The sequence below is a fragment of the Pseudomonas sp. 2995-1 genome (genome assembly GCF_002742505.1).
In the GTDB taxonomy this organism is placed as follows: Bacteria; Pseudomonadota; Gammaproteobacteria; order Pseudomonadales; family Pseudomonadaceae; genus Aquipseudomonas; species Aquipseudomonas sivasensis.
The window spans coordinates 64329-78500 of the sequence record NZ_LJSA01000328.1; the positions used below are offsets into that span (position 1 = coordinate 64329).

Here is a 14172-nt window from a genome sequence, read left to right on the forward strand (position 1 = left end):
CTGCGATAACGGTGGACCCGTCGATATCTCTATTGACTGACACCCCGCTATCGCAGCGGTGCGACGATTCGACAAGCCCGCTCCCACATTTATTTACCGCGTTTACCTCAGGCTTTTTTCCAGCCAAACCTTCAAGTCCTGCACTTCCGCCTCACTGATGGTGTGGTTCATCCCCGGATACCCATGAAACTCCGGCTTCAACCCCAAGCCCGTCAACACCTCATTCGCTCGGGTCGCCGACGCATACGGCAGCGCCTGGTCCAAAGTGCCGTGACCAATAAAGATCGCCAGCTTGCCCAATGACTCATCCGGTTTCAGCTCAGCCTTGAGCACCGGCAACACGCTGCCACTCAACGCCGCAATCCCCCGCACCAGTTGCGGGTCACGCAACGCCACCTCATACGACATGATCGCGCCCTGGCTGAAACCAATCAGGAACACCCGATCACTCTGGGTGTGGTACTTGGCGGTGGCTTTGCCGACGAAGTCCTTGATCAGCCCCGCACTGCGCTGAAGATCGGCCGTGACACCATCGTAATCGCCGTCACCGGGCGTCTTGGTAAACCAGCGGAATCCATTCGAATCGACCGGCATGGGCGCCCGAACCGACAAATAAGTCCACGTGGACGGCAGCGCGTCCTTGATGCCAAACAGGTCTTCCTCGTTACTGCCAAAGCCGTGCAGGAAAATCACCAGCGGTTGGTTGCGCGCATCGCCCTGGGTTTGCTCCAGGTACGACAGCGGCAAGTCGGTGTGCAGCGTATCGTCGGCATGAGCGGCACCGGCTAGCAGGGTCAGCGCCAGGGCAAACAGTTTGAACATGGGACGTTACCTCAGGGTTTGCGTAGCAAATAAGTGTCCATGATCCAGCCATTTTCCAGGCGCGCGGCCTTGCGCACCCGTTGGATTTCTTCGGCCACCTCACTCACCTTGCCGCTGATGAGGATCTCATCCGGCGTGCCGAGGTAGGCACCCCAGTAGATGTCCATATCCTGATCGGCCACGCTACGGTAGGAATCTTCGGCGTCAAGCATGACCACCAGGGTGTCGGCATCACTCGCCTGCCCTGCCGCCAAACGTCGCCCGGTGGTGATCTCAACGGACTTGCCGATGCGGTTCAACGGCACTTTGTGCTGGGCGGCCAGGGCCTGCACGCTGGTGATACCGGGGATCACGTCGAACTCGAAGGTGCAGCGGCCACTGGCCAAAATCGCCTGCAGAATGCGGATGGTGCTGTCGTACAGCGCAGGATCGCCCCACGCCAGGAAAGCGCCCACTTCACCGTCGGCCATTTCCTCATTGATCATGCGCTCGAAAGTCTGCTGCTTGTCGCGGTTGAGGTCCTGCACAGCGGTGGTGTAGTCGATATCGCCGCGCACACGCTCGGGGCAATCGGCCTCGACGAAGCGGTAGCCAGGCTCGGTGATGTAGGTTTCGCAGATCTCGCGGCGCAGGTCGATCAACTTGTCTTTGCTCTGGCCCTTGTCCATCAGGAAAAACACGTCGGTGCGGTTGAGCGCCTTCACGGCCTGCATCGTGATGTAGTCAGGGTTGCCGGCGCCAATGCCGATGATCAGGATGCGTTTCATGGGTTGCTCTCATTGCGGGGCGTGGATTTTGCCATGTTCACGCGCCTGGGCGTGAGTTTCCAGGCGCAAGCGCCAGACCTTGTTGAAGCGAAGTTCAGTGGCCGACAACGCTTCGACGTCGATGAGGTAGAACATCGACAGCGGGAACTGCATGACGTACAGCAGTGCGGCGCGGATCACAAAGGTGTGCGTAATGGCGACCACATGGCCGGGTTGGGTTTCGAGGGATTTCATCCACTGCGCGACACGTGTGCAAACGTCATCCACCGACTCGCCGCCATGGGGTGCGCACGTGCTGTCAGTGAGCCAGGTGTTTAACTGATCGCCATTCAGTTGGCTGATGGCCTGGCCTTTCCACTGGCCGAAATCCGCGTCACGCAGGGCGTCTTCGATTCCTGCGTCATCGCCGAACAAGCCGGCTGTCTGCCGTGTACGCACTTCCGGCCCGCACAACAAACGCCGGGGTTTCTTATAACGCCCGGCGAGGGACAGCGCCGCGCCATGCCAATCCATCGCCACCGCCTCGTCGTCCGGAAAACGCCCGCGCTTTTGCAGAGGCGTGGCGGCATGGCAGATGAGTGTCAAACGGGTGGCCTGGATCACGGATTGTTTCAACGACAAGGATTAAGGCCACCAAGACTGGCGCAGTTATCACTGGGGCGCAACGCCTTGTGCCAGATAGAGCACCTGGTAGCCCGTGCCTGGGTGCTCGGCATCCAACGTTTTGGCCGACAGCGTAAACCGCACCAAGCGCCACGCTTGTACGTCCAGCGCGAGGAACACCGCGAACGTGTCGTTGCTATCCGCCAACTGCTGATTCCGTCGTTTCTCATCGGCCAAGATGCCCGCGCGGTCCACGCCAGGCGCCAGCGGCCGTTCCTCCCGATACAGACTCAGCGCGTTCTGCGCCGGGCCACGTTGTACATCCAGCGGCAGCCAACTCTCGATATGCGGACGACCGAAGCTGTCGAGCACTTTCTGGAAACGCTCCCCCAGCAAAAAGTCAGCGGCCTGCAACGGGTCGCCCCACAGGTACACCGAGGAATACACATTGCCGCCAGTCTCCTGGGCGATAAACGCCTTGAACAGCAACCCTTCAGCGTGATCCCACAACGGCCCCAACTGCGTGGCACGTCGGCGAATCACGTTCATGTCGTAATCGGCGGGTAAGCGGTGTGAATACTGTTTGGCGAACATCAGGAAGCTCCCAGGCAAGATGAGGTATCAGCTTGCGCATCCGCGATGATTTCAACAAGATATGACCGAATATAGGTGCGATAAGGATTTGATATGACTGACGCGCTCAAACCTCTGGACATCGACACCGTGCACGCCTTCGTACTGGTGGCCGATTTCGGCAGTTTCACCCGTGCCGCCGAGGCCCTCGACACTTCCCAGGCCGCGATCAGCCTTAAGCTCAAGCGCCTTGAAGAGCGCCTCGGCTATCGTCTGCTTGAGCGCACGCCACGGCATGTGCGGCTGTCGCCCCAGGGCGAGCAGTTCATCGTGGCCGCGCGTGCGCTGCTCAACGCCCATGAACGCGCGCTGGGCGACATGGGCACCCACGCACCGCGTCGCCTGGTGATCGGCATCAGCGACCATGTCGCCGGCCCGGACTTGCCGGCCTGGCTCAGCCGCCTGGCCGCCTATGACCCTTTGGTGATCCTCGAAGTGCGCATCGCCTCCTCCCGCGACCTGGTCGCGGCCTTCGATCGCAACGAGCTGGACGCGGTCATCGTGCGCAACGAGGGCGACCGCCAGGACGGCGAAGTCTTGGTGGTGGAACGCTTTGGCTGGTTCGCCGCGCCCACCTGGCAGCACAGCGCCGGCACGCCACTGCGCATGGCGACCATGGCCGCGCCCTGCGGCGTTCGCCACTTGGCCACACGCGCACTGGATGCGGCGTGCATCGACTGGACCGAAGTATTCGTCGGCGGCGGTGTGATGGCCGTGGGTGCGGCAGTCAGCGCCGGCCTCGGCGTCGCCGCCCTCGCCCACCGCGTGGCACCCGCTGGCGCGGTGGAGGTGAGCGAGCAATATGGGTTGCCGGCGTTGCCCGTCAGTGAAGTGGTGCTTTACAGCCGTATCAGTGACGCACGCTCCAGGGAAACGTTGCGCGCCCTGAGCGCAACCTTTCGTGGTGTGCTGCAACGGTGAAACCAGCCCCGCAATTCCTCTGCTACGGGCCATCTCATTGAACATGTGCAGTCAATCAAACCACTCGCGGCGGCCTTCGAAGGTGCTGACGATCAACTCCACAATCATCCGCACTGCCTGCGCATCCTCCACCTGCGCATTCACCGCCAGCCACACCTGACGCTGCATGCTCTCGGCCAACAACCCCGGCAAGGCCACCAGACCTCGGTCGAAGCTGCTCATGTAGTGCGGCAGCAACCCGATGCAGGCGCCGCAGCGGATCATCTCCAGCATCAGCGAATACGCATGCACCTGCACCACGGCGGCCAGGCGCTGCTCCACCACGTGGTTCCATGGCTGCAAGGCCTCGACCTGCGCATCGGGTTGCCATTGCACCAGCATGTAGTCAGCGAGGTCTTCCACGCTGTCCGGGCGCGTGGTCAGCCGCGAGTAGCGCTTGGCAATGTGCGGCAAGTACTGCAGGCGCGCCAGGGCCCTTGGCGGTTCGGTGACAAAGCCCGGGCCGGGCATCGGGCTGTCGCTGTCCGACAGCCACACCACCACATCCACGTCCACCGCTTGCAGGGACAGTTGGCTGTCGATGGAGATGATCTCCAGGCGCACGCTGGCGTTGCGCCGCAGTAAGGCGATCAAATCGCGGCCGAGGATGTCATGCAGGATCGGTTCGGCCACCGCCACGCGGATCAGCGGCTGTTCCACCACCGGCAGGCGTCGTTCATGGGCCAGAGCGATCAGTTGCGCCTGCAATTGCTGGCCGTCCCGACTGAGCACCAGCCCATTGCCCTGGTAACTGAACAACACGTGGCGCAAGTGCTCTTCCAGTTGCGCCAGGCGCTTGCGCAGCAGCGTCGCCTTGATGTTCAGGCTGCGCGCCGCCTGCATAAAGCAGCCGCAGCGCGCGCTCACCAGAAAGTAGCGCGCCACCTCCGGGTCAATCTCATGGGCCAGGGCCAGCCAATGGCTGCGCGGCTCGGCCGCCGCGGGATAGGCGGCGGTGCCCTGAGGGCCGGACGGTTCCAGTAATGCCATTTGAGACTCCCTGTCTTGTTGGTCTGGGCATCCAATGCGGGTGGACGGGTATTACTCCAATACTTTGTTCAACTCGGCGCCGTCGATGCTCAAGGTCGCGGTGTTGAGCATGCCTTCAAGGTAAGCCTTGGCGATCTGCTCTTGACGCTGGGCACGCAGGGCCTGGGTCAGGCGTTCACGCAGCTCATCGAGGCTGGCGGTGCGCGCCGGTTGTTGGCCGATCAACTTCAGCACATGGAACCCCGCCGGGCTCTGCACCACGTCCGACACCGCGCCGACCTTGAGTCGCGACACCGCCTCGCGCACTTGCGGCACCAGTTGCTGCAACGGCTGCATCCCCGAATCACCTCCGCGCGCGGAGCTGTCCGGGTCCTGGGAAAACTGCGTGGCCAAGGCCGCAAAATCGGCCGGCGCGGCCTGGGCCTTGCGGCTCAACTCCTGGGCCTGGCGCCGCACGGTATCGAGGGTTTGCGGGTCATTCACGGCGAGGAAAATCTGGCTCACCCGGTACAACGGCGGCGTCACCCATTGCGCCTTGCCGCTGTCGTAGGCCTGTTGCAATTCGGCGGCGCTGGGGTAATCGGCCGGGACTTTACTGACCGACAACATGTAGTCACGAAACACGATCTGCTCGGTGGCGGCGCGGGTCTGTTGCTCCACCTCCGGGCGCTGGCGCCAGCCTTGGGCGTCGGCCTGTTCCAGCACGGCTTTTTGCGCCAGACGCGAGCGGATCCAGGTTTCCAGGGCGCCACGGTTGCCACGCAATTGTTCGCGGGACTCAGCCGGCAGGCTGGCGAGCACGTTTTTCAGTTCCGGCAGGTCGATCTGCTGGTTGCCCAGGCGCGCAACCGCCGGCCCGGTTGACGCAGGGCTGATCACCGGCGCCGGTTGTTGCGCCGCCACCGGGTCGCTGCCCGGTCGCAGGCTCAACGCCACTGCCACCACCAGCAGGGCCAACGCGCCCGCGCCGACCATCAGTGTCGGCTTTTTCACAGGACAGGCGCCTCTTCCCCAACCGCAGCGGCCTGCAATTGCGCCGCGTGCTGGCTGTATTCACGCAGGTAGACAATGAATTCCTGCAACAGACGGTCCCACAATTCCAACTGACTGCGCAGGTGCGTGGCGCCGACGCCGGCCACCACCACGTCCATTTCCATCAACAGGAATTCACCCTGCACCGACAACCGCGCAAAACGGCGCGAGGCATTCCACACCTGGGCCAAGCCTTCGGGCAATTCGCCCTGGACCCGCAGCGCGCAGCTGTAGGTGAAGTCCACATAGCTGCCCTGCTCCGCCGCCGGGTTGCCGAAACGCACGGCAAAGCCGATGCCCTGGCTGGCGCTGAGCAACTGCACGATGCCGTTCTGTTCGGATTGGTTGACCCGGTAGCCGGCTTCCTGCAACAGCTCGGTGAGGCTCTGGACGCTAACGCTGGTGATCAATTCGCTCATGGTCTGTTCTTCCTTGTCGATCAGTGGGTGACGCCCGCCTGGGGCGCATCAAAACGGCTCTTGTACAAATCGTCGCCAAAACCCTGGGCCAGTTCCTCGAACTTGACCCGCGTGCTGCTGGCGAACGGCTGGCGAATACTCATCACCTCAGCCACATCGATTTTTTCGTAGGCCGCGAGCAACTGCTGGGCCACGCCGTACATTTGTTGATTCTTGACTGAACATTGCTGCACTTGTGTGTCACGTTCGCTCAATTGCGCTTGCAACCGCGCACGCTCGGTTTCCTTGCCCTTGGCCAGCACCAGCAACTCGTCATAGGCCTTCTTGAACTTGCCAATCTGCTCGTTGCTCGCATTCACCTGGGCTTGCGCCTGGCTGTGCAGGCTTTGTTGCTGGCCAGCCAGTTGCTCGGCCATGCCACGGGTCTTTTCCAGCTCAGCCGTCAACTGCTTGATCTGGGCCTGGGCCTGCTTGGCCTGGGTTTCGGCGGCGATGCGCGCGGCACTGGCCTGGGCCTGCTCGCTTTGCAACGCCTGCAATTGCTGGGTAGTGCTGCGCAGTTGGGTACGCAGGCGTTCCTCCATGCCTTCGGCGCAAGCGCCGCTGGCGACGAACAGCAACAACAGCCCGCAGATTCGCGTGTTCATGTGGCATCTCCCTGCGCATCAAAAGCGCGTGTTGAGTTCCAGTTGCATCACATCCACTTCAAACGGCTGGCCGTAGACTTCGGAGGCGCTCAACCAACGTGCGCTGGCGTAGATGTTCTTTTCGATGCCGTAGTTGGCGCCAATGAAATAGCCCTTGGCATTGGTGCCGCCCAGGTGGAACGAGGAGTCATTGAAGCCGTCGGGCAAGGCGTCGGGTTGGATGTATTTGTAGCCGGCCAGCACGTTCCAATCGCCACGCTTGCGCATCTCCAGCGCGCTGCCGAGGGTGAACGAGACCATCAAGGCATTGCCGCCACTTTCAAACTGGCCGTCGCTGTTGAGGTTGTTGACGATCTGGCCTTCGCTGCGCTTGAGCATTTCGCCCTTGTCGTAGGCCAGGTTGTGAATGAAGTTGCCCTGGCTGCGCAGCTTCAAGTCGCTGGGCAACTCGCTGTCCCAGACCGCGTTGAGGTCCAGCACATTGAACTTGGACGCCAGGCCGACGTATTGCGGCTCCGGCGTGAGGCCGGGTGTGGCCGGGTTAGGCGTGATGTTGCGCAGGTTGAACACGCTGTTGCCCTTTTGCATAAACGCCACCCGCGAGCCATCAGTGTCGCAACCGGGTTGGCCTGCCCACGGTGAGCACGAGCTGGAACGTTCGCCTTCGATGTCCTGGAATTGGTAGTACGCGGCGGCCAGCTTGAGTTTGTTGCTGCGGCTGATCTTCCAGTCCGCGCCGATCTGCCCGCCAAACAGCCATTTGGTCTCGCTGTCCTGCTTGTCGACGCCGTTGCTGCTGGCGGTGTCGGAGGTGTACTCGACCGGGAACGCACCAAGGGTGCCGAACAGGCCCCACTCGCTGTTGAGGCTGTGATTGAAAATCGCCGCCACGCCGTCGAAATTGAGGTCGTTGGAATACATCATGTCAGTGGAATAGAACGGGTTGCCGATTCGCCCGCCGGTCAGCGTCACCGCGTCGGAGGCTTTCCAGCTCAGGTAACCCTGGTCGAGCCAGATGTCTTTCTTGCCGAAACCACCGCCCAGGGTCTGGGTGGTGGACACCGGGTTATTGTCCGAACCGGTCCCCAGGCGAATGCCGGCGGTCCATTCCGGCGAAATCACCGCTTTCATGCCCAGGCGGGCGCGCAGGCGGAACAGGTTCTCACGGTCCTCGCGGGTATTGAGCAACGGCGGGAAACGCGTATTGGTGCCAGGATTGACGTCATACGGGCCCGAATCGTTGAGCTTGGCGTAGTCGGTGATGGTGTCGTCGTTCTTGCCCGAAAAATACCGAGATTCGTCGCGTAAACGGATATCGCCATCAAAGCTCACCCGTGAGATCCAATCCGGAAAGGTGTTGGGTTGGGCCCAGTTTTCCTGCTTGGCGGTGGCCATGACTTCAGCTTTCACCTGGTCACGGATCTGATCACGCACCGCTTGCGGCACATACTGCACCCGCACATCCCCAGGCGCTGCGGCCGGGCCGCTGGCAACCACCGGCGCCGCATTGGCCTGGCGCGCCTGCAAGGCTTCTTTTTCGGCCTGGGCGATCAGGCCGTTGGCGGTGTCCTGGGTCAGCACGCCCTGCTGCACCAGCAGGCGGATCAGGTTGATGGTGACGTTTTCCGAAGGGGCAACCGGAGCAGCCGCCGCCTGGCCGACCAGGGTCGCGATGACCATGCCAACCGCCAGGGTCAGTCGATTCACGGGGGAAATCATGTGTACGCAACTCCTGTAAAAAACCATTGAAAAAGCATTCGATCAATCTGGACGCCGACCCTTGAGGGACAGGCGTACCGGCATCGTCACCGAGGCCGGCACCCGTTGCGTGGCATGGGGCGCACGCAAGGCAGCGAGGACCTGGGCATCGGTGTCGGCATCGCCGCTGGACTTGGCCAACTGCGCACGGGTGACCGCGCCTTCGGCGTCAAGCCACAAGTCCGCTTGCACCGTGTAAGCCTTCTTGCGTAACGCCGGGTCTTCGCGCAGCAGGCGTTGAAACACCCCGGCCAAGTACTGCTTATAAGTGCCGGCACCGAGTCCACCACCACCGGAACCCGCCATGCCGCCACCCTTGCCCGCGCCAATGTTGAAACCGTCGTTGCCTGACTGGGCGTCGCCATCGATCTGCATCGGGTTGGCCAGGTCATCGGCCGGTGAAGGCGGCGCTTCCTCGGCCGGCTTGACCTCTTCCGGTTCTGGAGTAGGGACTGGCTCAGGGATTTTTTCTTCCACTTGCGGCTCCGGTTCCTTGGGCTTTTCAGGCGGTGGCGGCGGCGGTGGCGGCAACGGAATAATCGTCGGCACCTTCGGCGCTTCGCGACGTACGCCACTCATGTCATTGGCCCATTGCCATAAAAACCAGGCCGCCACGGCCGCCAGCAGCAGGCCGGCGCCCCACTTCAGCGGGCGCAGCTTCGGCGTTTTCTTGACCGGCAACGGCGTGATCGGGATCTGTGCAGTCATGACTCAGCCCTGGCTCGGTTTGCCGGTGACCAACCCGACCTGGGACAGCTCCAATCGGCGCAGCAGGTCGAGCACTTCGATCACTTTCTGGTACTGCACCATGGCGTCGCCGCGCACGATCACCGGGAAATCCGGGTTCAATGCTTTCTCGATGCGCAGGCGCTCTTCCAGCTCGCCGAGGGTCACCGGGTAAGCGTCGAGGAACACCTGGCCGCCGTCATTGACGGAAATGGCCTTGGTCTTTGCCTCCGACAACGACACCGAAGCGCTGGCCTTGGGCAGGTGAATCTGGATACCCGACACCTGGGCGGTGGCGGTGAGGATGAACATCACCAACACCACCATCAGCACGTCCACCAGCGGCGTGATGTTGATGCTGTCGACAGCGGCATCATCGTCATCGTCGTGGGAGGTATTTACGGAAGCCATGGCGATTCTCCTCAGGCCGGAACCGATGCGTGATGTTCGCGACGGTGCGCGGCTTCACTGTGCTGGCTCTCGCCGTGCATCTCCGCCAGGCGGGTGATGAACTCGTCGACGAACACCCGCATGTCGGCGCTGACTTCCTTGTTGCGCGTGATCAGGCGGTTGTAGCCAAACAGCGCGGGGATCGCGACGAACAGGCCCATGGCCGTGGCCAGCAAGGCGGCCGCCATACCGGGGGCGATGGCGTTGATGTTGACGTCACCGGCCATGGCCGTGCCGAGGAACACCACCATGATCCCCAGCACCGTACCGAGCAGGCCGATGTACGGGCCGCCGGCGATGGCGTTGGACAAGGTCGAGAGTTTGGAACTGAGGGCCTGGTTCTCACGGGTGCGCACGCCGTCCATGGAACAGCGGATCGCTTCGATGGTGGCCGCAGACACCGATGAGGTGTCTGCGCCCTGGGCACGGCGCGTGCGGATCTCCTTGACCGCCACCAGGTACAGGCGCCACAGCGAGGAATGGGTCAGCCGCTCACCCAGTTGCGCGTCGTCGGCGTACATTTCCAGACGGGTGCCGATCTGCGCGAAGTGCTCGCGGAACACCTCGTTGGCACTGCTCACACGGCTGACCTGACGGTTCTTGCGCAGCATGATCACCCACGATTGGAACATCATCGCCACCAGCACCAGGATGATGACCCAGGCATCCACCGGCACGGCGTTGAGCAAAAAGCCCAGGCTGCCGAAGCCCATGCCCGACTGTTCTTCATCCACCCCGTAAGCCACCAGTTTCGACTCGGCGCCCTGGGCACTGGCATCAGCCAGCAACAGCGCGGCCGGGCGCGCCACTTTGGACAAGCGCAGCTCATCCATCGCACCAGCGAACGGCAAGTGCGTACTGCCCGCTTCCGGCAGGTCGGCACCGATGGCGAATTGGGAATTGAAGGCCGGCAATGCGACGGCGAGCGTGGCGGTTTCGCGACCATTCACATAAAGCGCGACTTTTTCACCCTCGGCGGTGAACGCCAAGTGCTGCCATTGGCCGGGGTTCAACGGCTGGGTCGAGACGGCGCGCTGGCCGTCGATTTCCACAAACGGCATGCCTTGATTCAAGCCCAGCAACAGGCTGTGGGCACCGTCGCGACGGGCCAGGACGATTTGTTCGCCACTGGCCTGGTCCAGACGCAACCAGGCGCTGACGGTGAACGCCCCACCGGCGGCGTGTTGCAGCGACGGGCTGGCCGGCAGCAACAGCGGCTGGCCGCCGAACTGCAAGGCGCGGCCGATTACGCCGTCGATGCTCGCGCCGGTGGCGTTCAGCGCCGTGTTGGCATAGGCCGTGGTGTCCCGTGGCGGCGTGGCATTGGCGCCGTCAAAGTGATAGAGCGCGGTGTAATTCGGGTCAAACGTCAGCTGGCCGTTGGCGGTGGCCGGGGCCTTCTGGTTGCCGTAGTACATCCAGATGTCCTGGCGCTGGCCGCCTTCGACCTTGGGCACGTCGACCCAAATCAGTGCCATGCCCATCAACGGATCAAAGCTCTCGATCTGGTGATTGAGCACGGTCTTGTCATCGGCACTCACAAAGCGCAGGTCGGCGCCGTCGTCCTTGACCCCGTCAAAGGTGAAATTGCCGGTGTGCAAGCGCACCAGCAGAGCGGTACGGCCCAAAGCCTGATTGATCGCGGCGCCTTGGGCGGTGGTGTCTACCGAAATCTGTTTGCGGTAGTGCCAATCGTCCTGCCACCAGGCGTGGGCGGTGGCCGGGAGCGCGAAGCCCAGGCAGATCATCAGGCTCAGAAATAGGCGTTGCATGGGTGAAGTCTCCGGAAGAAAAAGTCAGAACGTCGCCTGCACACTGAAGTGCAGTCGCGAATCCTGTTTCTGGGTGTTCGGTCCATCGAGCAGCGGGTAGCCCCAATCCAGACTGCCGGACAACCATTTGCTCAAACTGGCGCGGGTGCCCAGGCCGACACTGGCCAGGCTGTATTCGTCTTCTTGCTCGGGCAGCGGGTCGTGCAGACGCAGGCGCGCGCCTTCGGCGAACGCATAAAAGCGCCACTCCTGCACATAACTGCCGAGGAACTTGGCCAGGGACGGCGTGCGCAGCTCCTGGGACAGCAGCAAGCCTTCGTCGCCGGTGCGTTCCGCCGCCAGGTAGCCGCGCACCGAAGTGGCGCCGCCGGCGGAATACTGCTCGTTGGACACCAGCGGCCCCGAGGCCAATTGGAAGCCGGCCTTGGACGCCGACTGCCAATCGTTGGCGAAGGTGTAGCTGTAATTCAGGTCGCCCTTGAGCACGGCAAAACTGGCGCTGGCCTTGTAGCGTTTGTAATCGAACTCTTCGGCGTCGCTACCGTAGCCAAAGAACGCACGGGTGCCGACCACCAGGTTCAGGCCCAACCCCAACTGGGACTGTTCGGTGTAGCGATAGCCGTTGTAGCCGAGGGTGAACGGCGCGTACTTGAGCGGAACCTGATCGCTGCTGGAACCGAATCTCATCTGCTCGTCGAAGTCTTTGAAGTCGATACCGAACGAGAAGGAATTGGCCCAATTGCCGGCGGCCGGCAGGTTGTAAATCGCCGACACCCCATAGGAGTGGCCCTTACCGAGTACGTTGCTGCCGCCGATGGTGGCGATGTTGCTGTCGGACTGGTAACCGGAGAACTGCAAAGTCCAGCGCTCATCCAGGGGCGCGCTGTAGGAGCCCGACCAGACCTTGGCGTTGTCGGTGTCCTGGGGTGCGGTGAAGTAGGTCAGGGAGATGCTGTGGCCCAGTTGCCACAGGTTGTCGTAACCCAGTGTCGCGACCGAGCGCAGCTTCTCGGTGTCGGCGCTGTAATCGTTGTTCAGGCCGATACTGGCGTGCCAGGGGTTCTGGTCTTCCACCTGCAAATCCACATCCATGGTGCCGGGGCGCTGGCCTTCGCGCACCAGCGGCGTAACCTGGCGCCCGGCGCTGCGATTGAGCCCGGCCAACTGGGTTTGCACCGTGGAAAAATCCGGCACCGCGCCCTCCTCCAGGCCCGGCACTTGCTCGCGGATTTCCACCGGCGAGTAATGCTTGGCGCCGACCACACGCACCCGGCCGACCTTGGTTTCGCTGACTTGCAGATAGACGATGCCGTCATCGACCTTCTGCTCCGGCAACTCGACAAACACCGACTGGTAACCGCGCGCCTGGTAGATCTTCTGCAAGGCGTCCCGGGCGCCTTCGATATCGTCGAGGGTCTTTTGCGGGCCCAGGAACGGGTACACCGCCTCCTCGATGGTGGCCGCATCAAGCACGGTATTGCCACGCACGAAGTACTCGTTGACGTCCACTTTGCGTGCCGGCGCTGCGTCCTCCGCCAGCGCAGGTTGGGCCATGGCCCCCAGCGCCAAGCAGCACAGCACCAGCGTTGATTTGAACAGATGCTCCACACCGCCCCCTGACGTTCTATAAGTGTTCGCCGCCGCCACTGGCACGGCGTTCGGCCGGCTCAATTGCTGGCGATCGAGGTGTTGCCGTGGCGTGCCAGCCAGGTGTGCAGCAAGGCGAAGTTCAGCGAGAACTCCGGCATGTGCAGCAAGGCGCCACAAAACACGTCACCGATGATTTTCTGGATGAGCTGTACCGCCCGAGGGTTGTTGAGCAGCGTGGCGATATCGCGGGTGAGTACGTGAATGCTCCAGACCTTCTGGTTCAGGTCCAGGCCGACGAACCAGCGGAACAGCAGGTTGTAGTTGAGCTGTTCGTGCAGTTGCTGTTCGCTGGGCACCGAGTACAGCAGTTGCAGCAGCAGGATCTGCAGCACGGTCTGCGGTGCGATCAACATCGAGGGCTCGGCCACCAGCCAGTCGCGGTGCTGGTCGAGGACGTCGTCGATCTGCGGGCGCAGTAGCACCAGGGAATGGCCTGCGGGGATGTAGCTGGAGACTTCCTTCACGGCGCCCTGCCAATCGTCCTGGGAGACGATCCATACCCAGGGTGCGCCATAGCGATAGACCGACACCGGCTTCTTGCGCGCGGCTTCGACGATCTTTGACAGGCGCTGGTCGAGCTCCTGCATGCCGACTTTTGAATAACGTTCCATAGATCCCATTGCCCCACTCCTGGCGTCCTGCTGGCGGCTTTAAGAACACCTTCGTGGTGTTCTTGAGCGCGTTACACAGGAGAGACGGGGGCAAGGGTTGGCTACCGAACTTTTGTCATGAAAGCTTCATTTTTTGGGTTTTTTTGGGGGAGTGGGGGGGGAGTACATATCCGTTATTTGGGTAACGGCCGCTTAGGGTTTCGCTCTTACAGCGACTCACTTTTGGAAGAGCCCAAAAGTAAGCAAAAGGCTCTCGCCCCAACACTCGGCACCTCGCCTAGGCTCGGTGTGCCCGCACTCCGGCTTGAATCCGTGGGCCGCCGCGATGGGCC

General features: G+C 62.3%; 15 protein-coding genes. 1 reads left to right on the forward strand and 14 read right to left on the reverse strand.

Annotation, left to right across the window (positions count from 1 at the left end):
- Window positions 1-102 precede the first annotated feature (102 nt).
- From AOA61_RS08885 to AOA61_RS08900, 4 genes are read right to left on the reverse strand one after another with little or no spacing between them, the layout of a single operon-like run.
- On the reverse strand, window positions 103-822 hold the full coding sequence (locus AOA61_RS08885; protein WP_099601610.1) for an alpha/beta hydrolase: 720 nt from the start codon (window positions 820-822) through the stop codon (window positions 103-105).
- 11 nt (window positions 823-833) lie between these two features.
- Window positions 834-1589, reverse strand: a complete 756-nt coding sequence (gene cobF, locus AOA61_RS08890; protein WP_099601611.1) for a precorrin-6A synthase (deacetylating) — start codon at window positions 1587-1589, stop codon at window positions 834-836.
- A 9-nt stretch (window positions 1590-1598) separates the two neighbouring features.
- Window positions 1599-2189, reverse strand: a complete 591-nt coding sequence (locus AOA61_RS08895) for a histidine phosphatase family protein (protein ID WP_099601619.1) — start codon at window positions 2187-2189, stop codon at window positions 1599-1601.
- Between the two features lie 51 nt (window positions 2190-2240).
- Window positions 2241-2786, reverse strand: coding sequence for a DUF4865 family protein (locus AOA61_RS08900; RefSeq protein ID WP_099601612.1), 546 nt, complete (start codon window positions 2784-2786; stop codon window positions 2241-2243).
- Window positions 2787-2879: 93 nt separating this feature from the next.
- Between AOA61_RS08900 and AOA61_RS08905 the strand changes: the two genes are divergently transcribed.
- Complete coding sequence (locus AOA61_RS08905; protein WP_032885387.1) at window positions 2880-3746, forward strand: LysR family transcriptional regulator; 867 nt, start codon at window positions 2880-2882, stop codon at window positions 3744-3746.
- 51 nt (window positions 3747-3797) lie between these two features.
- Here AOA61_RS08905 and AOA61_RS08910 read toward each other — a convergent pair whose 3' ends face one another.
- Genes AOA61_RS08910 through AOA61_RS08955 form a run of 10 tightly spaced genes read right to left on the reverse strand, consistent with a single transcriptional unit; the run spans window position 3798 to window position 13840 of the window.
- Complete coding sequence (locus tag AOA61_RS08910) at window positions 3798-4775, reverse strand: LysR family transcriptional regulator (protein WP_099601613.1); 978 nt, start codon at window positions 4773-4775, stop codon at window positions 3798-3800.
- Window positions 4776-4826: 51 nt separating this feature from the next.
- Window positions 4827-5768, reverse strand: a complete 942-nt coding sequence (locus AOA61_RS08915; protein ID WP_099601614.1) for a peptidylprolyl isomerase — start codon at window positions 5766-5768, stop codon at window positions 4827-4829.
- Complete coding sequence (locus AOA61_RS08920) at window positions 5765-6226, reverse strand: YbjN domain-containing protein (RefSeq protein WP_032885390.1); 462 nt, start codon at window positions 6224-6226, stop codon at window positions 5765-5767. The genes AOA61_RS08915 and AOA61_RS08920 overlap by 4 nt, the downstream gene beginning before the upstream one ends.
- 20 nt (window positions 6227-6246) lie before the next feature.
- A complete protein-coding gene (locus AOA61_RS08925) occupies window positions 6247-6873 on the reverse strand; it encodes a DNA repair protein (RefSeq protein ID WP_099601615.1) in 627 nt (208 codons plus the stop codon).
- A gap of 18 nt (window positions 6874-6891) precedes the next feature.
- The gene (locus AOA61_RS08930; protein ID WP_099601616.1) at window positions 6892-8592 is read right to left on the reverse strand and encodes a putative porin; all 1701 of its coding nucleotides are present in this window, start codon (window positions 8590-8592) and stop codon (window positions 6892-6894) included.
- Window positions 8593-8634: 42 nt separating this feature from the next.
- The gene (locus AOA61_RS08935; protein ID WP_099601617.1) at window positions 8635-9339 is read right to left on the reverse strand and encodes an energy transducer TonB; all 705 of its coding nucleotides are present in this window, start codon (window positions 9337-9339) and stop codon (window positions 8635-8637) included.
- A gap of 3 nt (window positions 9340-9342) precedes the next feature.
- On the reverse strand, window positions 9343-9768 hold the full coding sequence (locus AOA61_RS08940; protein ID WP_016980095.1) for a biopolymer transporter ExbD: 426 nt from the start codon (window positions 9766-9768) through the stop codon (window positions 9343-9345).
- Window positions 9769-9779: 11 nt separating this feature from the next.
- Complete coding sequence (locus AOA61_RS08945) at window positions 9780-11579, reverse strand: DUF2341 domain-containing protein (RefSeq protein ID WP_099601618.1); 1800 nt, start codon at window positions 11577-11579, stop codon at window positions 9780-9782.
- Between the two features lie 24 nt (window positions 11580-11603).
- Entirely contained in the window at window positions 11604-13187 is a 1584-nt protein-coding gene (locus AOA61_RS08950; protein WP_095185993.1) for a ShlB/FhaC/HecB family hemolysin secretion/activation protein, read from the reverse strand.
- Window positions 13188-13246: 59 nt separating this feature from the next.
- Window positions 13247-13840: a transposase gene (locus AOA61_RS08955; protein ID WP_032885396.1), complete on the reverse strand. Its 594-nt coding sequence runs from the start codon at window positions 13838-13840 to the stop codon at window positions 13247-13249.
- Window positions 13841-14172 lie beyond the last annotated feature (332 nt).